The following is an 18,103-nucleotide window of genomic DNA, read 5'->3' as shown; positions in this document are numbered from 1 at the left end:
AGCGACGCTAAGGAGGGTGCAACGGCTTGCCCCGATCCCAGCCAGGGCTCTTTACGCCGCGTCAGAGTTCTTCATTTGGCGTAATACGGGTGGAGGGCGAGTGGCTGCTGCTGGCGGCTCTGGCCCTGCCGCTGCTTGCCCAGCGCTTGAGAGCTTCTAGCTGCTCTCGGGCCGTGCGGGAGAGGGGGACCAACTGAGTGGCTGCCTTGATCAGATCGCTTTCGTTCAGTTCTCGGCGCTCGGCGAAGGCCAGGTGCATCGCTTCGATCACTGTTTGTTCCAATTCGGCCCCTGAATAGCCCTCGGTTCGCCCCACGACGGTTCCTAGGGGAAGGGAAATGCCCGGTCGCCGCCTTGTCACGTGCAGCGAAAGGATGCTCTCCCGTTCCGCTGGGGCAGGCAGATCGAGCAGGAAGATCTCATCGAACCGCCCCTTGCGCAGTAGTTCTGCCGGTAGGCGATCGACGGCATTGGCCGTCGCTACTACAAACACTGCGGAGCGTTTTTCTGCCATCCAGGTGAGCACGGTGGCCAGCACGCGCTGACTGGTGCCGCCGTCGCTGCGGGCATCCCCTCCAAATCCTTTGTCGATCTCATCAATCCAAAGCACGCACGGGGCCATCGCCTCGGCTCGTTGGATCGTTTCCCGGGTGCGCGCCTCACTGGCTCCCACCAGACCTGCGAACAGACGCCCCACATCCAGACGCAGCAGCGGCATCGACCAGCTATGGGCGACAGCCCTGGCGGTCAGCGATTTTCCAGTGCCCTGGGGGCCCACCAACAGCACGCCCCGGGGTAGGGGTAGGCCGAAGCTGCGTGCTTCATCGGAGAACGCCTGATGGCGCTGGTTTAGCCAATGTTTAAGCGCATCGAGCCCTCCAATGTCGGCTGGGTCCGCGTTGGTATGGCAATACTCGAGCACTTCACTGCGGGCGAGAGCACGCCGTTTTTCCTCCAGCACATCGGCCAGGTCATGGCGGCTGAGGGCGCCGCGTTGCGCCAGGGCTCTGGCTGCGACGTGGCGCACCCTCGCCTCGCTGAGGCCGCTGCAGGCATGGGTGAGTTCTTCCAGCACCTCTCCATCCAACGGGGTGCCACTCGCCTGGGCAATCGACTGGAGCAGTGGGCGGATCTCTTGCTCACGCGGTAGGGGAAGGTCCAGCAGGGTGATTGATTCCTCCAGTTCTTCTGGTGGAGACCAAGCACCGGAGCAGAGCACCAGGGTGTGGGGTTGTTCGCGCAGACGGGTGGTGAGGTTGCGCAGCATCCGCGCGACCCCAGGGTCCTCACAGAAGCGATGGAAGTCTTTAAGCAGGAGCAGCGTCGGGTTGCTGCTTTCTAGCTCCTGCAACCACTGGAGGATGGCCATCGGCTGACGAGCCCCCACCCCATCATTGTTGAGCACTCCTCCGAGACCATCGATGAAGTTCCAGGTGGCGAGTCGACGATTGCCAAGGCGGGTCACGGCCTTGTTGAGCAGGGTCTCGACGCGCTCTTCTTCGGGACTTCGGATCCAGATCAGTGGGGTGCCAGCACGGATCAGCAGGTCGAGCTGATCACTCCAAAGCTCAAGCATTGCTGTTGTTCTCCCGAAGCTGTTGCAAGGACTTCCAGCGAGGATCAACTGGGTCTGAGGCCGTGGCCGTTGCGGTGGACTTCGCCGGTTTTGGAGGCCCTGGGCAAGCGTCGCCGCAGCGATTGACGACAGAAAGCTGAAGGCTGAGCTGTTCAAACACCCAGCGTTCGGGTTCGAAGCTGCCACGGGGGTCGAGACTCTCGATCAGACCGTCCGGGCCGTCGGCATCCAGTTCTGCTCCGCTGAGTGCTTCGACCGACTGCCCATCTCCGAGCCAGATCAGTTCTTCCGTTTGAACAGTGAGTTGTTGGTTGAACTGGCCTAGGCAGCGATCGCAGCACAGGCTGATGATCGTGCTCAGAGACCCGCTGACCTCCAGCAGGTTGCCCCGATGCTCGGCCTTCACCTCGCCACGCACTGGGGTGAGGGAGGGGAGATCGTCGAGTTGACCTTCCACAGGCCAAACCCTGGCGGTCGCCAGGGTTTGGAGGTCTCGAAGCGGAACGGGCTCAAGCCCTGGAATCATTTGCTTCCACCACGAGGTTCGAAGGGAAGCCTTGATCCCCCCTGGCCACCCGCACCGGCGGTTGCGCCAGCTGTTTTCTTCTGCTTCATCTGGTCATCAAGGATCGTCTGAAGGTTGTCAGGAAGAGCCTCTCGGGTGAGCAGGAAGGTCTGACCTGCTTGGAAAATATTGGCGATCACCATGTAGAGCAGCACCCCCGCTGGCAGAGGGAAGAACAAGAACATGCCGGTAATCATCACAGGAGTGATTTTGTTCGCGGTGCTCTGTTGTGGATTGGCAGGCATCCCCATGCCAGACAGCAGCTGGGAGGCAAACAGGCTCAAGCCAAAGCCACCGACCAGAATGGCGATATCCCAGTTGACGGCTCCATCGGTGTAGAAGCCAACCTGGCCAAGAGCCTTAATAAACAGGAAGCCGCTGCGAGCGGCGATGCCTGGGATCTTGCCCTCGACAGTGGCATCACCAGGCGTGATGGCTTTGATCGTGCCGTCAGCGGCGACAGATACCACCCCATCCCCTTTGGTGACGGACCAATCAGGTTGGAATTTCTGGCCATCACTCACTCCGCTCAAGACCTGGCTGAAGCTTTCGCCCGTCTTGGTCTGCAGCTGAATCTTGGCGCTGTCGCCAGCTCCGAGTTTGGTCCCGCCAGGAAGGCTTCCGATCACGGGAACATGATCGGTTTCGGTAATGAAGATCGAGTGGCTTGCGGTGTTGAACGGTTTGGGTTCAACCGCAGCAATTTGATCTGCGGGAAGCACCTTCAGATTGAAGGTGTAAGGCACATCTGCAAACGGTGACCCCCGCAGGGTGGCGAACAGTGCGAACAGGATCGGCATCTGCACGAGCAGGGGGAGGCATCCCGCCAGGGGACTGCCGAACTCCTTCATCAGCTTCTGGAGCTCTTCCTGCTGTTTCTGGGGATTGTTGGCGAAGCGGGATTTGATATCGGCTTGCCGTTTCTGCATCACTGGCTGGGCGATGCGCATGCGTCGAGCACTGCGGATGGAGCCGGCACTGAGGGGAAACAGCGCCAGGCGGATCACAACAGTGAGCGCCACGATCGCCAGGCCGTAGCTGGGCACCAATCCATAGAAGAAATCGAGGATTGGAATCAGCAGGTTGTCGGAGATGTATCCGATCACGATGAAGGTCCTGAAGAGGGGTCAGAGAAGCACTGCCAGTGTGCAACAGGCAGGAGGAGGGTGGGGGATCAGGCAGCGAAGCCTTTGGACTCACTCTCGTCTTTGCTGGCTGAACGCTGGTCGATTCGCTCGAGGATGTAGGCCTCAGTGGCGCGGAAGTTGGGCACCGAGCGCATTTCCAGGCGGGAACCGTCAGAGAGCACCAGAACCATGTCGCCCCATGCTCCGAAGCCGCGGGGAACGCAACGCAATTCACGGATCTGGCTATAGACCACTTGACTGCGGTCTTTTCCCTTCCAGCCACCGCTCACGGAAACACGACGGCTGGTGATCTGGAAGCGCAACCACAGTGCGCGGACAATGGCTCCGACTGCGAATGGAATGCCGATCAGGGTTAGCCCAAGCAGCAGGTTGAAGATCAGATCGCCAATAGCAGGCCCACCTTCATAGAAGGTGTCTTCCTGAATGGTGGTTGTCATGGAAGCAGTCCCGCGTCTGTGAGCAATCTGTCGCATTCTTCCAGCAACGGAGCCCCCGATTCGACCGCTCCGGGCTTGATGCTGAGGAGAAGCCAGTGGCGTCCTAGCTCTGGTTTGGTCTCCAGCCGCTTGCGCAGGTGGCTGTGAAGTTGGCGGCGTAGACGGTTCCGCACAACGGAGCGTTTACTCACCTTGCTGCTGATCACCACACCGCATCGGCATCGACGGGATTGGGGGGAGGCGTTCTCGGCAGAGGCGATGAAGGGCCTCAGCAAGTTCGGCCTGGCATCGACAATCCGTAAAAGCATGTGTGTGCTGTTCAGACGTCGGCCGTCGCGATGCAAGCGATCAAAACAGCGATGGCCCCGCAGACGCATCGGTGTCGGCAGGACCATCGGTAAATGCTGAGCGAGGTGAGCCGTTGAATCAGACAGCCAGACGAGAGCGCCCGCGTTTGCGGCGGGTGCGGATCACACGACGACCAGTGTGGGTGCGCATGCGCACGCGGAACCCGGAAACGCGCTTGCGTTTGCGGCTGGTGCCACCGAGAGTTCGTTTCGTCATGATGGAATTTCGGCGCCCGGCCTGTCGTCAATTCGATAATTTATCAGTTGGGATGACCGCTCAGAAGCCGTTGGCTCCGCTGTTGTCGATGTCGATGCTCCAGCTTCCGAGGTAACCAGATACCGGCACGTCGCCAGGAGCTTGTGCCAAGGCATTGAATTGGAACATGCCGCCGCTGCTTGGGTTGAAGATTTTCATGACCACGGCATAGGTGCCCCCGGTGGGAACCGGCACGTCTGGGAAGACCTCGATGGCCGTTTGCTTTTCGTTCACTTCAAACACCGCGGGCAGAGTCTCCTCGCATTGGCTCCTGGAGAGCATTCCCCCCAGCTTCATCTTGCAGAGTTTGAGCCCTGAAGGCTTGATCTTGGCGTCGAAATAATCCGGCACCGTGATGGTCAGTTTCAGAATTGCATTTTTGCGGTCCTTGGGGCGGAGCATCAGGTAGTACCTGGCCCTGTCGAGTGGGCGGGTGGAGCTTTGCCAGTAATAGAGCTTCTTGTAGTCCTTGTTGTCCTCCCAGCGAAACTCCAGCAGTGCAGGGGTGGCCTGGGCCTGCACTTCGCTGGGAGGCAGGGTTGGGATGAGGGATGCTGCCCCCAGTAATCCGGTCAGGGTGACCCTTCCGACCATGCCGCCGGTGAGACCGAACCGACGCAGTCTCTGGACACAGGAGTTAGGGGTGGGATCAGACATCTCGTGAAGACGATGGCATCGGCCATCGGCATGACTTGTGTCCTGATTGTCTTGGAGAGTGAGGAAGATCGGAAGAGCCTGGGCCGGCGTTCGAGCTGTCAGTTGTAACCAGATCTGTCTGGCCGCAGCCGAGAGGCCTCGCCAAGGTAGGCATGACAAGGGCTTTGCTCGGCTGGCAGCCAAACGTGGGCGAGGAGCCGGATGCAGCGTTTGAGGTCGCCTTGAACAGCCATTTGTTGGCAATCGAGCAGTGCCACCTCGTCCCATCCCTGCTGGCGTCGGGCAATCGCTGCTGGAAAACAGGCATCGAGATCGGTGGTGACCGAAAACGTCACCGACACAATTCGGTCCGCTTCCAGGGCGTTTCGCTCGACGAGGCAGGTGACCAACTCATGCACGGCCACTTCGATGGCCTCGACGCTGTTGTCACCACAGGTTGTGGCCCCCCGCAATCCCCGTAGGGCCAGTCCGTTGGCGATCGAAGGGCGGGTCATGGGCGATAGAGCCAGAGGGCCTGGCCGCAATGGGACAGCTCTGTCTCAAGCATGTCGCTCAGCCTGTTGACCAGGCTGCTACCTGGCAGTCGGGCCAGCAGCTGTTTCTTTGGTTTGCCAAGGGTGACAGGCTTGCAGTTCTCGTCCAGATCGGCCAATTCCACGGCGAGAGCACGAGCGCGTTCCTCATCGCCCAGTTCATCCACAAGGCCAAGCTCTTTTGCCTGGGCTCCACTGAAAACTCTGCCATCAGCGAACTGACGCACTGCTTCGGTACTGAGCCCCCGGCCTGTCGCAACCGCCTCCACGAATTGGTCATAGCTGCTGTCGATTAAGGCCTGCAGCAACTCCCTTTCCTCCGCCGTCAAGGCTCGGTCAGGGGAGAGGATGTCCTTGTAGGTACCACTCTTGACCGTTTCAAACCGGACCCCGATCCGCTCGAGCAGTTTGGAGAGGTTGTTACCCCGCAGAATCACGCCGATGGATCCGGTGATCGTGCCCGGGTTGGAAACGATTTTCTCGGCTGCGACGCCGACATACACCCCGCCCGAAGCGGAGATGTTGCCAAAACTGGCCACCACATGGCAGCCCTTGTCGCGCAGTCGCAATAAGGCCGCATGGATCTCCTGACTGTCACCGACGGTGCCGCCGGGACTGTCGATGCGGAGTAGCAGAGCCGGGAATTCCCGTTGCTCCACCTCCCGTAGTGCCTTGAGAACCCGTTTGCGGGTGGGTGACGCAATCGCCCCTTCGATGGTGATGCGTGCCATCCGTCGCCGGGATTTGCGGCGCCAGGGCCAGACCATATTCGTCAGTCGTTATCGATCAGATCTTAAAAAGGAGCCTGTGATCTGCCGCCATGGTGTCGATTCGCCTCGGGCTGCTGATGGTGTTGCCCTTCGCGCTCTGGGGAACAGCCATGGCGGCGATGGCTCCATTGCTCGAATCCGGTGGCCCGGAGTTGGTGGCGGCTTTGCGCCTGGTGCCGGCGGGTATTGCCCTGCTTCTGGCGCTGCCAGCGTTGGGTGCGTCATGGAGGATTGCACCTCAGGACCGGATCTGGTTCGTTGTGTTCACGCTGATTGATGCCACTCTGTTCCAGTTCTGTTTGGCGCGAGGGTTGCGGGAAACAGGCGCCGGCCTTGGCTCTGTTCTGATCGACTCCCAGCCCCTGATGGTGGCGCTTCTGGCCCGAAGCCTGTTCGCCGAAGCGATCAATCCGGTGGGTTGGTTCGGTTTGATGCTGGGCCTGGCGGGGATTGTTTGCCTTGGGGTTCCCACCGATCTGCTGCGTCACTGGTGGCTGCTGGGAGACGCCGTTCCCTTCTCTGGTCTTTGGGAGGGCGGTACTGCCTGGATGCTGGCCGCGGCAGTGGCCATGGCTTTGGGGACGGTCATCAGTCGCTATGCCTGTAGCGCCAGTCATCCCGTCAGTGTGACCGGGTGGCACATGGTGTTGGGAGGACTGCCCTTGCTGGTTTGGCATCTTGCGGATCCGGCCTATCCCCTTGTCCCTGAATGGGGCTCAGGCCAGTGGTTCTTGATGGCCTACGCCAGCCTGCTGGGCAGTGCTGTGGCCTACGGATTGTTCTTCTGGTTTGCCACCCATCGTGAACTCACCGCTTTCTCCAGCCTCGGATTCCTCACCCCGCTGTTTGCGCTTGCCTCCGGGGGTGTGTGGCTGGCTGAAAGGTTGGCGCCGCTGCAATGGGTCGGTGTTGTGTTGGTCCTGCTCTCTGTGGTGCTCGTGAGCATGCGTCGGCGCTGGTGGGAGCACGGGCCCTCGGCGGTGATTGGAGCAGCCGGAGGGTCTGGAGGATGACCAGCAAGGAGAGATCGTGCCGCCCGATGGATCTGGTCTTAGTCAGTACACCGATCGGTTACCTCGGCAGTGGTCGAGGTGGTGGCGTGGAGCTCACTTTGGCGTCTTTGGTGCGTGGCCTTCTGGAGCGGGGGCACCGCTTGACTTTGGTGGCAGGGCAGGGTTCCGCCCCCCCCGTTGTCGATCAGGACCTTCGCCTTGAGTCCGTGGTTGGCGTAGATCAGCCGAGCTGGCAGCACCTTGAGCGCCAAGCAGCTGTGGTGATTCCCCCTGATGGTCTGCTGCCGCGACTGTGGCAGAGGGCCTTAGCCCTGGGGCATGAGGCGGATGCAGTGCTGAATTTCGGCTACGACTGGCTGCCGCTCTGGCTCACTCCGCAGGTGCCTCAGGCTCTCTTTCACTTGGTGAGCATGGGATCAGTGTCCACAGTGATGGACGAGCAGATTGCTGCTCTCGCCTGCTGGGATCAGCGTCGTCTCGCCTTTCATACCCAGGCCCAAGCATCAGATTTTTCATTGCCCGCCCCCCCCAGAGTGGTCGGCAATGGTTTCGATCTCAGCGCTTATCAATTCCAATCCGGTGCCGATGGCCCACTCGGTTGGGCTGGTCGGGTTGCTCCCGAAAAAGGTCTTGAGGATGCGGCTGCCGTAGCCGCAGCGTTGGGTGAGCCGCTGTGGGTCTGGGGGATGCGTGAAGACGAGGCCTACGCCAAGCGCGTTGAGGCCGGGGTCCCACCAGGCACCATTCATTGGCGTGGCTTCCTTCCCACCGACGCCTTGCAGAAAGAGCTTGGGTGCTGCAGGGCTTTGATCAATACACCGAAATGGAATGAGGCCTACGGCAATGTGGTGGTGGAAGCCATGGCCTGCGGTGTGCCTGTGGTGGCCTACAACCGCGGTGGACCTGGTGAACTCGTTCAGCATGGTCTGACCGGCCTACTGGTTCCGCCCGATGACGTGGATGCGCTTCGGCAGGCAACCGTGCGTGTAGCCAGCCTTGAGCGTCTTGCCTGCCGACGCTGGGTCGAGACCCATGCCAGTCAGGACGTCTTCGCTGAGCGTGTGGAGGCCTGGATCAGGGCAGGTCTAGAGACCGAGGATGGCAGCATCTCCTGATGACCAGCTCCCCTGAGGCCGTGGCCACCGTCGCTTCCCCCCATCTGACGCCGCGTCAGCGACGTCGCGGGCTGCTGTTGGTGCTTGTTGTTGGTCTGTTGATCTGCTTCTGGCAGCTCGGAGGCAATGGCTTGGTGGATGAAACTCCACCGTTATTTGCGGCGGCTGGACGGGCGATGGCTCGCACCGGTGATTGGCTCACTCCCCGTGTCAATGGACTGCCTCGCTATGACAAGCCTCCCCTCGTGTATTGGTTGATGGGATTGGGGTACTCCCTCCCAGGCCAGTCGGAGTGGGATCCCTTAGGGACTTGGGCCGGTCGTTTGCCGTCCGCTCTCGGCACGCTGGGCACGTTGCTGATGCTGGCTGACACGTTGCTGCGCTTTCCGCAGAGCAACGATTTCACCCCACGTCGCACAGCCCTTGCGGCCGCCCTTGCCTTCGTTCTTTCACCTCTGGTGTTGCTTTGGAGCCGCACCGCCGTCAGTGATGGGTTGCTATCGGGCACTCTTGCCATCAGCCTTCTCTGTCAATGGCGCTGTCATGCCTCGGGAGGGCGTCGGTGGTGGCTCGCCTGGATTGTGCTCGGCCTAGCCGTGCTGACGAAGGGCCCTGTGGCCGTGGTGCTCAGCGGTATCTCACTGGTGTTGTTTGGGCTGGCCCGCCGCAATCTCGGAGCACTTTGGTGTGAGCTCCGTCCATTGCCGGGTCTCGCAATCACTGCCCTGATCAGCCTCCCTTGGTATGCCCTGGAGTTGCTAGTGGAGGGCCAGCCGTTCTGGGACAGCTTTTTTGGATACCACAATTTTCAGCGGTTCACCTCTGTGGTGAACAGTCATCTGCAGCCCTGGTGGTTTTTTGTTCCGGTGCTGCTGATCGCCGCATTGCCGTTCACCCCCCTCGTGCTGCTTGGCCTCACTCAGGTGGTGCAGGGGCTGGTGCGTCGACGCCCACCTTCGACACCTGATCAGAGCCTCCAGATGTTCGCGGCCTGCTGGTTGCTGGCGGTGTTCCTGTTGTTCACCACTGCCGCCACCAAACTGCCGAGTTATTGGCTGCCGGCCACTCCTGCTGCAGGCTTGTTGATCGCCCTGGCTCTGCTCCCGGATCCCAGTCGATCGCGTCGTGCCCAGAGCTGGTGCTGGCTGGGATCGGTGCTCCTGGCCTTGGTGTTGGCGGCGGGGCTTTGGGGTGCAGGTCTCTGGGTGCCCCTCATCGATGATCCGGAGATGCCTACCCTCCCCGCTGAGCTGCTGGCCAGCGGCTTCGTGCTGAGGGCTGCGGTGTGCCTCAGTGTCGCTGTGGTGCTTGGTGCCTGGCTGTGGTGGCGCCCCCAGCCTGGAAGGCTGTTGGCCATGCAGGGGCCCCTGGTGGTGTTTCAGCTTGTGGCTTTGGTCCCAATGATGCTGTTGGGAGACAGGGTGCGACAGGTCCCCGTTCGCCAGGTGGCCGAAGCGATCGTGCGCGAACGTCAATCCGTCGGTGTGGAACCACTGGCGATGGTTGGAGCCATGAAGCCATCGCTGCACTTTTATACCGATCAGGTGGTAATTTTTGAGGGGATTTCTGAGGCGGCCTTGGTCAATGTCGTTGATCGATTCCGCTCCGAGATGTCCCGTCGCGGTTTTCGCGGCTCGAGTGTGGAAGAGCAGCCCACAGCCCTTGTGGTGATCGATGGTCGGACGAGTGAGTCGGAGCATTGGCAGGCACTGCAACCGCAGAAGCTGGCGAGCCATGGCATTTATCGGCTCTGGCGAGTGGATCGCCGCCGTCTGGAGGCCCGAGCCATGCAGTTGCGTCAGCAAGGCGTGACCCCTGACTGGCGGGAGCCCAGACCTGAGCGCTACTGAGAGTCCGTCGGGGTGATGGCTGCCAGTTCGCTTCGTCTGCAGAAGCCGCAATGGCCCCAGAGGGCCATCTCACCTGCTGGCGAGGGGCGCCCGCAGCGGGGACAGGTCTCCATGCCGTGGACATCAATGCGGCTGGGATGACGGGCCCAGACTGCTGCTTCGCTTTCCAGGTCTGGTCTTGGCTGGCTGTGGTGCTGTTGGATGCGGAGATCCTTAATGGCATGGCCTGCAGCCCGCAGGGAGGCCAGCAGCTGGGGTCGGCTATAGAGCAGGGCTTGGCGCCATTGCGGGTGGCTGGCTCCCACGATCAGAACGTCGCCCTGAAGATTGAGCGGCCGGCAATGGGGCGCCAGTTGTGCGCCAGCCAATTTGGGCCAGTCTTGCCAGATGGCCGCCATTGAGCCGTCACGTCGCCACTGGCTTCGCAATCTCTCCAGGCAGGCGCTGAGGGACTGGGCCGGGGCGGGCGGCGGTGGTTGCAGCAGTTCCCCTTTGCCGAAAGGGCGACGCTGGGATTTTGGGGCCCGTGCCATCGCCGTTGCCGTCCTGGTCCGTGCTGTGGTTTGTGGATCGTAGGTGGGATGACGTGGCTGTCTCGCTAGCCTCCAGCTGCTGCCCTTCTGTGCTGACCTCCACCCATGGGTTTCTTCGATCGGCTGAGCCGCTTGGTCCGTTCCAATGCCAATGCTGCGGTGAGCAGCATGGAAGACCCGGTCAAGATCCTCGACCAGTCCGTCGTTGACATGCAGGCGGATCTGGTCAAGTTGCGCCAGGCCGTGGCAATGGCGATCGCCAGCCAGAAGCGACTCCGCAATCAGGCTGAACAGTCTGAGGCTCAGGCCCGCACCTGGTACGAGCGTGCTGAATTGGCGCTGAAGAAGGGTGAGGATGACCTGGCACGGGAAGCACTGACCCGTCGCAAGACGTTCCAGGAGACAGCGACCTCTCTGTCATCTCAGGTGAAGGGCCAGGACGTTCAGGTGGAGACCCTCAAGAAGAGCCTGGTCGCACTTGAAGGCAAGATCGCCGAGGCCCGAACCAAGAAAGACATGCTCAAGGCTCGTGCCCAGGCGGCGCAGGCCCAGCAGCAGCTCCAGAACGCCGTCGGCACCCTCGGCACCAACTCCGCCATGGCGGCTTTCGAGCGCATGGAAGACAAGGTGGAGGCGATGGAGGCCAGCAGCCAGGCGGCTGCAGAACTGGCTGGTGCTGACCTCGAAAGTCAGTTCATGGCCCTGGAAGGCGGTAACGATGTGGACGACGAATTGGCCAGCCTGCGCCAGCAGCTTGCCGGCGGTCCTGAGGCCGTGGCTTTGCCAGCCGGAGAGGCGCCAGAGGTCAAGCCAGTGAAGGTGTCTGAGGTGGATGCCGACCTTGAAGAACTGAAGAAATCGATCGACAAACTCTGAACCTCAGCCTTGATCTCTGCCCAACCCCCCGCCTTGATTCATAGGATCGGGGGGCGTTTTACAAGCTGCAGTGGGCCAAGCCGTGTCTGACTACACCGATGCAACGTTCGCTTCAGAGGTGTTGCAGGCAACATCCACTGTGTTGGTGGATTTTTGGGCTCCCTGGTGCGGCCCATGCCGCCTGATGGCTCCCCTGATGGACTGGGCTGCTGAGACCTATGCCGACAGGTTGCTAGTCGGCAAGATGGAGGTGGATAGCAATCCCGTCACCCGAGACGCTTATCAGGTGCAGGGCATTCCCAGTCTGATCCTTTTCCGGGATGGCAAGGAAGTCGCCCGTCAGGAGGGAGCGATTGCCAAGCCCCAACTGCAGGCCTTCCTGGATGCTCACCTCTAAACGACTGAAACGCCTCGGAAGCGGCGTTTTCGATCGCAACGATCAGCGCAAGCAGCGTTATCGCACGAGTGCAGCCGAAGGTCACCAACCTCTCGTGGATCTCTCGCTGGGCTCCACGGATTTGGATCCGCCAGCGGTAGCGATCAACGCCATGGCTTCGGCCCTGGAACTCCCTGGAAGTGCCACGTATTGCCTGCATGCGGGCACGCGTCCACTGCGAGAAGCGGTGGTCGATTGGTGTGCCCACCGTTTTGATGTGACGGTGGATCCCGACCGGGAAGTGCTTCTCTTGGTCGGCTCCCAGGAGGGAACAGCCCACCTCCCTTTGGCTGTTCTCAATCCTGGAGATGCCGGACTGATCCTTGATCCCTGTTATCCCTCCCATCGCGGTGGCCTGTTGCTCGCCGATGCGGTGATTCGCTCTCTCCCTCTGCGCGTTGAACAGCAGTGGCGCCCCTGTTTCGACAGTCTCAACGCCAGCAGCTGGGACCAGTTGCGGCTGATGGTGATGGGCTTTCCCCACAATCCCACCGCTCAAGTGGGTGAGCAGGCCTGGTTGGACGAGGGGATGGACCGCGCCAAACGTCATGATTTGGTCTTCGCCCATGACAATCCCTACGTGGATCTGGCTCTGGACGGTGAGGCTCCGGCTCTGCTGCGCACGCATGGATGGCGTGAGCGAGGTATTGAGTTCTTCTCCCTTTCGAAGGGTTGGTGCATGGGAGGTTTCCGGCTGGCCTTCGCCGTTGGTGCTGAGCCGTTGATCACGGCATTGCGCCAGCTCAAGGGTGTGGTCGATTTCAATCAGTCGCTCGCCTTGCAGCAGGGCGCGATCGCAGCCCTGTCTCAAGCCCCTGACTGGCCTCAGCAGATTTTGCCTGTGTACCGCGAACGTCGGGATCGAACACTGGCTGCCCTCACTCGCCTTGGCTGGCAGGCCCCTTGCCCGTCGATGGCTCTCTACCTATGGCTGCCGCTACCCGATTGGGCCTCTGCCTCCGATTGGGATGACGAGCAACTGGCCGCGGCCTTGCTGGAGCACACCGGACTGGCACTCACGCCTGGGTCGGGGTTTGGCGATGCCGGTTTGAATTGGCTGCGACTTGCGTTGGTCAGGCCGGTGGAAGAGCTGGAAGCCGCGGTTGCTCGCTTAGAACCCTGGTGGCGCCAGCAGTGTTGATGCCAACTGGGGGTGCTTCCCTGGCTCGGCTGCGCAGACAAAGCGGGGCTCCGCCTTGGCAGTTGCGTTGTTTGCCTGTGTGTGCGAGCACAGAGCAGGTTTTGAGCGACTGGTTGCGTTTGCATCCTTGGGACGGAGTGCTCCCCCGGGCCGTCATTGCCCGTCGTCAAACCTTGGGCCAGGGTCAGTGGGGGCGTCGCTGGCAGTCGCCTCCTGGAGGTGTCTGGCTCAGCGCCGCATTGCCCTGGTCAGCGCCTTGCACGGCGCCAGGGATCTTGGGGCTTGCGGTGGCGGTGGCGCTGGCGGAGCGCTTGGAGGCCTCCGGTGTGGCTGTGCTGATCAAATGGCCCAATGATCTCTTGGTGCAGGACCGCAAACTCGCAGGTGTCTTGCCACGCATGGTCGTCCGCGGCAGCAAGGTTCGTTTGGCTCGAGTCGGTGTGGGTCTCAATGTCGTTAATGCGGTGCCGCCTGGCGGCATTGCATTAACGGAGATTCCTGTTGTTCAAAGACTTCAGCAGCTCCACTGGACGGCGGAGGTGCTGGCGGCTCTAGACCATGCTGTCTCCCTGGTGGCAGACCCCGAGCGGGTCTGCCATGCGACTGAGATGCGGTTGTGGACGCGACAGGTGCAGGATCCCCGCAGTGGGGAAAGCTGGACCATTGAGGGGCTAGCGGAGGATGGTGCTCTGCGTTTGCGTCAGGGAACCCGGACGAACACCTGGACTCGTTGGAACGATGCCCCTGTTGCGGATCTCTAAAGTCTTGCTGAACACAATTGGAGTTGGGCTGTGCGTTGGCTCGCGGCTGCCTGGCTGCTGACTGTTCCCGCTGGGGTGCCCCTTCATCCTTCTGGCCCAGTGCGGCCTCCTGCGAATCTGCCTGCGCCGCAATCCCCTCTGCGCTTTGATCATTCGCTCGAAAATCTCGAGCGCAATCAGGTGATTACACCTGCTGAACGCCGTGAGCTCGAGGGTGATGCCCCGGGACTGCCGATTGATGTTCCGCGTTTTCAGCAAGCCTGTCGCAGTGGGGCCCTGTCCCGTCAGGAGTGTGCTTCAGGGGTCGCGATCCGGGGCGGGGCCGGTCGCCGACTGGCGGCGCGAATTGCTTGGCGCGAGAGAGGTGGCGCTGGCTTGCCCACCACGCTGCGGCGGGGCAGGGATGGCCGTCCCCTGCCTCCGATCACCGTGCCAGTGTCTGCCCTGCTCGGAGGCAGCGGTTTTCGACTCGAATCGGTGTTTTCTGTCACCCCGAGACCCTTGCCGCTTGTGGGGAACGGTGATCGTCGCTTGCTCTTCCCGATCATCGGTTCCGCGATCACCACCAGCGAGTTCGGTTGGCGCATGCATCCAGTTTTTGGTGAGTGGTTGATGCACGCTGGCAGGGATCTAGCAGCCCCTGAGGGCACGCCTGTGGTGGCAGCCCTGTCTGGCAGCGTCGCCAGTAGCGGCCTGGCTGGTGGCTATGGCATCGCGGTGGAGCTGGAGCATGCCAATCCGAAACGGCGCACCCTTTATGGCCATCTGTCTGAGCTCTATGTCAAGAGCGGGGACCGGGTGCGGCAGGGTGAGGTGATCGGCCGGGTGGGAAGCACGGGCATCAGCACCGGACCCCATCTGCATTTCGAGTTGCGCAAGCCCCATGGCTCTGGATGGGTGGCCACCGATCCTGGCGATATGGACCTCAATCCCCTCACCGGTGAGGGTGGCGATGCCGTAGCAATGCTGGTGGGCCAGCTGCTGGACAGCCTCAGGTCTCCTGACTCGAGGCGTCCCGAAGGATGAATCCCACACCTCGCACGGTGTGGATCAGTGCCGGTAATTCAGGCGCTTCAATCTTTTGGCGTAGATAGCGGATGTAGACGTCGAGCAAATTGTCGTCGCCGTAGAAGTTGTCGCCCCAGACGCCGCGCATAATCTCCGCACGTTCCAGAACCTTGCCGTCGGCACGCATCAGGAACAGAAGCAGATCGTATTCCTTGACGGACAATTGAATTTGCCGGTCGCCGCGGCTGACATCGCGGGTGCTGGTGTCGATCCTTAGATCACTCATTGTGAGGACCACCGGCTCTCGCCCCTGCCCCCCTCCAGAGAAGGTCTGGGCCCGGCGTTGCATCGCCCTCAGGCGAGCCATCAGTTCCTCGATCGAGAAGGGTTTGATCAGGTAGTCATCAACCCCGGCATCCAGAGCTGTGACGCGATCGGCGATGTCGTCGTGGCCCGTCAGCATCAGGATCGGGATGGTGACGCCACTTCGCCGGATGCGCTGACAGATGTCCACACCGGAGAAGTCGGGCAGGTTCCAGTCGAGAACAATCAAATCAGGGGCCGGTTCGGACCGTGCCTTCACCAGGCCGGACGCTCCATCACAGGCGATATCGACGTCATAGCCCTCGACATCCAGTTCAAGCTGAAGCAGTTCGGTGAGCTTGGCTTCGTCGTCCACCACGAGGACGCGCAGACGTGGTGTTGACGGGTCTGGCATGCAGGCTGCAGGCGCCTCTCCCCAAGTTAAACAGGCTGAGAAGCCCTGACCGAATTCTCAGTTATTGCTGATTCCTGGAGATGTTGTCCACACGGCCATCTCGGAAGAAGGCCACGGTTTCGGCGCGGGCAGCAACCTCATCCTCATGCGTGACAAGCACAAGGGTGATGCCCTGGCTGTGCAGGTCATCGAAGAGATCAAGCACGTCCTCGGTGGTGCGGGAGTCGAGAGCTCCTGTGGGTTCATCCGCAAGCAGTAAGGCCGGTTGGTTGATGATCGACCTGGCGATGGCAACCCTCTGCTGCTGGCCACCAGAAAGCTGGTTGGGACGGTTCTCCAGTCGTTCCGCTAGCCCGACACGGTCAAGGGCCTCGGCAGCTCGACGGCGCCGTTCTGCTGCTGGCACCCCGGCATACACCATGGGAAGCATGACGTTCTCCATGGCCGTGGCGTGCGGGAGCAGATGGAACTGCTGAAACACGAACCCCAGTTGCTGATTGCGCAGATCGGCGAGATGGTCATCATCAAGCTGTTCCACTGCAACGCCGTTCAGCAGATATTCACCTGTGCTGGGGCGATCGAGACAGCCGAGAATGTTCATCGCCGTGCTCTTGCCGGATCCGCTGGCGCCCATCACAGCCAGGTAATCGCCTTGTTGAACGGTGAGATCAAGGCCATCAAGGGCCCTCACTTCAGTTGCACCCTGGCCGTAGATCTTTTTCACGCCCGTCAGACGGGCGACTGGATGGCCGGGGTCAGCGGTGGAGGGCTCAGCCAATCGCTTTCTGACTAGCGATGGCGATTGCCTGCTGCAGCAGCGGAGTGCCGTCAACGGCACTATTGGCCCAGCGGAAGATCGGATCGGAAAGAATGCCTCCCACTGCAGTGACAATCACGCAAGTCACCAGGGCGAAGCGGAGTGGGGGTAGGCCGATGGTGTTCCAAGTCACCTCTGGATAATCCTTGACCACGTCAGAGGCCTCTTGGGGCTCCTTGACCACCATCATCTTGATCACCCCGATGTAGTAGTAAATCGACACCACGGAGGTGATCAGGCCAACCACCACCAGGAGATACTGGTGATCGGCCCAGCCGGCGAAGAAGAGGTAAATCTTGCCGAAGAAGCCAAGCATCGGCGGGATCCCTCCCAGAGAGAGCAGGCAGAGGCTCAGTCCGAGCGTGATCAGGGGATCCTTTTGGTAAAGACCGGCGTAGTCGGAGATTCGATCACTACCGGTACGGATGGAGAAAAGGATGATGCAGGCAAAGGCGCCCAGATTCATGAACAGGTAGGCAGCCATGTAAAGGACCATGGCGGCAAAGCCTTCTTCGGTGCCACACACCAGGCCGATCATCACGAAGCCTGCCTGGCCGATCGAGCTGTAGGCCAGCATGCGCTTCATCGAGGTCTGGGCCAGCGCCACCACGTTGCCGAGGGTCATGCTCAGCAGGGCTAAGACTGTGAACAGCAGCTTCCACTGGGTATCGAAGGAGCCGAAACAGCCCACGAGGATGCGCAGTGCAAGGGCAAAACCTGCTGCCTTGGACCCCACCGAGAGGAAGGCCACCACCGGAGTTGGTGAGCCTTCGTACACATCAGGCGTCCACTGGTGGAAAGGCACAGCAGCAATTTTGAACGCCACTGTTGCCAGCACGAACACCAGGGCAAGGGCTGCCAAAGGCGATGGACTATCGATCAGAGCAAGACCGATGGTTTCGAGGCTGGTGGAGCCGCTCAGGCCATACAGCAGGGACGCGCCGTAAAGGAACACGGCCGCAGCGGCTGAACCGACCAGCAAATATTTCAACGCCGCTTCCGAGCTGCGGGCGTCCCGCTTCATGTAGCCCGAGAGCAAATAACTAGCGACTGAGAGGGTTTCCAGCGAGACGAATACGCTCACTAGATCGGTGGCACCGCAGAGGAGCATGCCTCCCAAGGTTGCCGCTAGGAGGATGGCGGCGTATTCACCAACGGGCGTACCGCTCTTTTCTGCGTATCTCCAACTGATCAGCAATGAAAGCAAGGTGGACATCGCCACCACCGCCCTGAAGGCGATGGCCAGTCGGTCGGAGAGAAAGGCCCCGAGGAAAGAGGGCTCCAGAGGTGCATTCCACTGCAGGGCCAGCAGCACAAGGGCAGCACCAAGGCCTAGGTAGCAGATGGGAGGGACCCAACGGATGGCGACGCGTTCACCAGCCAGGTCCACCAGAAGGGTGGCCAGCATGGCCAGCAGCACTGCCCCCTCCGGGGCAATGGCTCCGGCATTTAGCGCCAGATTCAGCAATTCGCCCGGCGCGGGCATGGCCTGGGTGGAGAGAAGCAGTGCACCCAACTCGGGCATGGCGCTCGCGGGATCAGACCT

At 61.2% G+C, this 18,103-nt stretch carries 21 protein-coding genes; 8 read left to right on the top strand and 13 right to left on the bottom strand.

The window, feature by feature from the left end; translation table 11 throughout:
• Positions 1–61: 61 nt before the first annotated feature.
• From SIB72_RS00735 to sppA, 9 genes are all read right to left on the bottom strand, one after another.
• Positions 62–1,576 (bottom strand): AAA family ATPase, encoded by a 1,515-nt coding sequence (locus tag SIB72_RS00735; RefSeq protein ID WP_413744293.1) that lies wholly within the window; start codon positions 1,574–1,576, stop codon positions 62–64.
• A complete protein-coding gene (locus SIB72_RS00730) occupies positions 1,569–2,102 on the bottom strand; it encodes a YceD family protein (protein WP_115119065.1) in 534 nt (177 codons plus the stop codon). The genes SIB72_RS00735 and SIB72_RS00730 overlap by 8 nt, the downstream gene beginning before the upstream one ends.
• Positions 2,099–3,247: a membrane protein insertase YidC gene (gene yidC / locus SIB72_RS00725; RefSeq protein ID WP_115119063.1), complete on the bottom strand. Its 1,149-nt coding sequence runs from the start codon at positions 3,245–3,247 to the stop codon at positions 2,099–2,101. Before yidC ends, SIB72_RS00730 begins: the two co-directional genes overlap by 4 nt.
• Positions 3,248–3,315: 68 nt before the next feature.
• Positions 3,316–3,726, bottom strand: coding sequence for a PH domain-containing protein (locus tag SIB72_RS00720; RefSeq protein WP_115119061.1), 411 nt, complete (start codon positions 3,724–3,726; stop codon positions 3,316–3,318).
• A complete protein-coding gene (gene rnpA, locus SIB72_RS00715) occupies positions 3,723–4,121 on the bottom strand; it encodes a ribonuclease P protein component (RefSeq protein ID WP_413744292.1) in 399 nt (132 codons plus the stop codon). The genes SIB72_RS00720 and rnpA overlap by 4 nt, the downstream gene beginning before the upstream one ends.
• A gap of 31 nt (positions 4,122–4,152) precedes the next feature.
• Positions 4,153–4,290: a 50S ribosomal protein L34 gene (gene rpmH / locus SIB72_RS00710; protein WP_115018477.1), complete on the bottom strand. Its 138-nt coding sequence runs from the start codon at positions 4,288–4,290 to the stop codon at positions 4,153–4,155.
• Between the two features lie 60 nt (positions 4,291–4,350).
• Complete coding sequence (locus tag SIB72_RS00705) at positions 4,351–4,986, bottom strand: DUF2808 domain-containing protein (protein ID WP_115119057.1); 636 nt, start codon at positions 4,984–4,986, stop codon at positions 4,351–4,353.
• Positions 4,987–5,084: 98 nt separating this feature from the next.
• Positions 5,085–5,480, bottom strand: coding sequence for a chorismate mutase (gene aroH / locus SIB72_RS00700; RefSeq protein ID WP_115119055.1), 396 nt, complete (start codon positions 5,478–5,480; stop codon positions 5,085–5,087).
• The gene (sppA, locus tag SIB72_RS00695) at positions 5,477–6,286 is read right to left on the bottom strand and encodes a signal peptide peptidase SppA (RefSeq protein ID WP_115119052.1); all 810 of its coding nucleotides are present in this window, start codon (positions 6,284–6,286) and stop codon (positions 5,477–5,479) included. The genes aroH and sppA overlap by 4 nt, the downstream gene beginning before the upstream one ends.
• A gap of 53 nt (positions 6,287–6,339) precedes the next feature.
• On the opposite strand from sppA, the gene SIB72_RS00690 reads away from it, so the two are divergent.
• The 3 genes from SIB72_RS00690 to SIB72_RS00680 are packed head-to-tail and all read left to right on the top strand — an operon-like array spanning position 6,340 to position 10,267.
• Positions 6,340–7,302, top strand: a complete 963-nt coding sequence (locus tag SIB72_RS00690) for a DMT family transporter (RefSeq protein ID WP_115119050.1) — start codon at positions 6,340–6,342, stop codon at positions 7,300–7,302.
• A gap of 26 nt (positions 7,303–7,328) precedes the next feature.
• On the top strand, positions 7,329–8,417 hold the full coding sequence (locus SIB72_RS00685) for a glycosyltransferase (RefSeq protein ID WP_413744291.1): 1,089 nt from the start codon (positions 7,329–7,331) through the stop codon (positions 8,415–8,417).
• Positions 8,417–10,267, top strand: coding sequence for an ArnT family glycosyltransferase (locus SIB72_RS00680; protein WP_413744290.1), 1,851 nt, complete (start codon positions 8,417–8,419; stop codon positions 10,265–10,267). Before SIB72_RS00685 ends, SIB72_RS00680 begins: the two co-directional genes overlap by 1 nt.
• Here the strand turns inward: SIB72_RS00680 and SIB72_RS00675 are convergent.
• Entirely contained in the window at positions 10,261–10,800 is a 540-nt protein-coding gene (locus SIB72_RS00675) for a DUF721 domain-containing protein (protein ID WP_413744289.1), read from the bottom strand. The two genes, SIB72_RS00680 and SIB72_RS00675, sit on opposite strands and share 7 nt — an antisense overlap.
• A gap of 105 nt (positions 10,801–10,905) precedes the next feature.
• Here SIB72_RS00675 and SIB72_RS00670 point away from each other — a divergent pair, with 105 nt between their 5' ends.
• The 5 genes from SIB72_RS00670 to SIB72_RS00650 all read left to right on the top strand — a co-directional run bounded on the left by SIB72_RS00670 (position 10,906) and on the right by SIB72_RS00650 (position 15,040).
• Positions 10,906–11,676: a PspA/IM30 family protein gene (locus SIB72_RS00670; protein WP_413744288.1), complete on the top strand. Its 771-nt coding sequence runs from the start codon at positions 10,906–10,908 to the stop codon at positions 11,674–11,676.
• A gap of 70 nt (positions 11,677–11,746) precedes the next feature.
• On the top strand, positions 11,747–12,073 hold the full coding sequence (trxA, locus tag SIB72_RS00665) for a thioredoxin (protein ID WP_115018493.1): 327 nt from the start codon (positions 11,747–11,749) through the stop codon (positions 12,071–12,073).
• Positions 12,060–13,253, top strand: coding sequence for an aminotransferase class I/II-fold pyridoxal phosphate-dependent enzyme (locus tag SIB72_RS00660; protein ID WP_115119040.1), 1,194 nt, complete (start codon positions 12,060–12,062; stop codon positions 13,251–13,253). Before trxA ends, SIB72_RS00660 begins: the two co-directional genes overlap by 14 nt.
• Positions 13,253–14,014 carry a biotin--[acetyl-CoA-carboxylase] ligase gene (locus SIB72_RS00655; protein WP_413744287.1) on the top strand — a complete coding sequence of 254 codons (762 nt, stop codon included), beginning with the start codon at positions 13,253–13,255 and terminating at the stop codon, positions 14,012–14,014. Before SIB72_RS00660 ends, SIB72_RS00655 begins: the two co-directional genes overlap by 1 nt.
• A gap of 30 nt (positions 14,015–14,044) precedes the next feature.
• Entirely contained in the window at positions 14,045–15,040 is a 996-nt protein-coding gene (locus SIB72_RS00650; protein ID WP_413744286.1) for a M23 family metallopeptidase, read from the top strand.
• On the opposite strand, the gene SIB72_RS00645 is transcribed toward SIB72_RS00650, so the two are convergent.
• The 3 genes from SIB72_RS00645 to SIB72_RS00635 all read right to left on the bottom strand — a co-directional run bounded on the left by SIB72_RS00645 (position 15,006) and on the right by SIB72_RS00635 (position 18,082).
• A complete protein-coding gene (locus SIB72_RS00645) occupies positions 15,006–15,740 on the bottom strand; it encodes a response regulator transcription factor (RefSeq protein WP_115119034.1) in 735 nt (244 codons plus the stop codon). The genes SIB72_RS00650 and SIB72_RS00645 overlap by 35 nt on opposite strands.
• Before the next feature lie 61 nt (positions 15,741–15,801).
• Positions 15,802–16,518 carry an ABC transporter ATP-binding protein gene (locus SIB72_RS00640; protein ID WP_115119032.1) on the bottom strand — a complete coding sequence of 239 codons (717 nt, stop codon included), beginning with the start codon at positions 16,516–16,518 and terminating at the stop codon, positions 15,802–15,804.
• On the bottom strand, positions 16,511–18,082 hold the full coding sequence (locus SIB72_RS00635; RefSeq protein WP_115119030.1) for an NAD(P)H-quinone oxidoreductase subunit N: 1,572 nt from the start codon (positions 18,080–18,082) through the stop codon (positions 16,511–16,513). The genes SIB72_RS00640 and SIB72_RS00635 overlap by 8 nt, the downstream gene beginning before the upstream one ends.
• Positions 18,083–18,103 lie beyond the last annotated feature (21 nt).

Source organism: Synechococcus sp. MIT S9451 (assembly GCF_047304725.1).
Lineage (GTDB): Bacteria > Cyanobacteriota > Cyanobacteriia > PCC-6307 > Cyanobiaceae > Synechococcus_C.
This window is presented reverse-complemented; position numbering and strand designations above follow the sequence as displayed.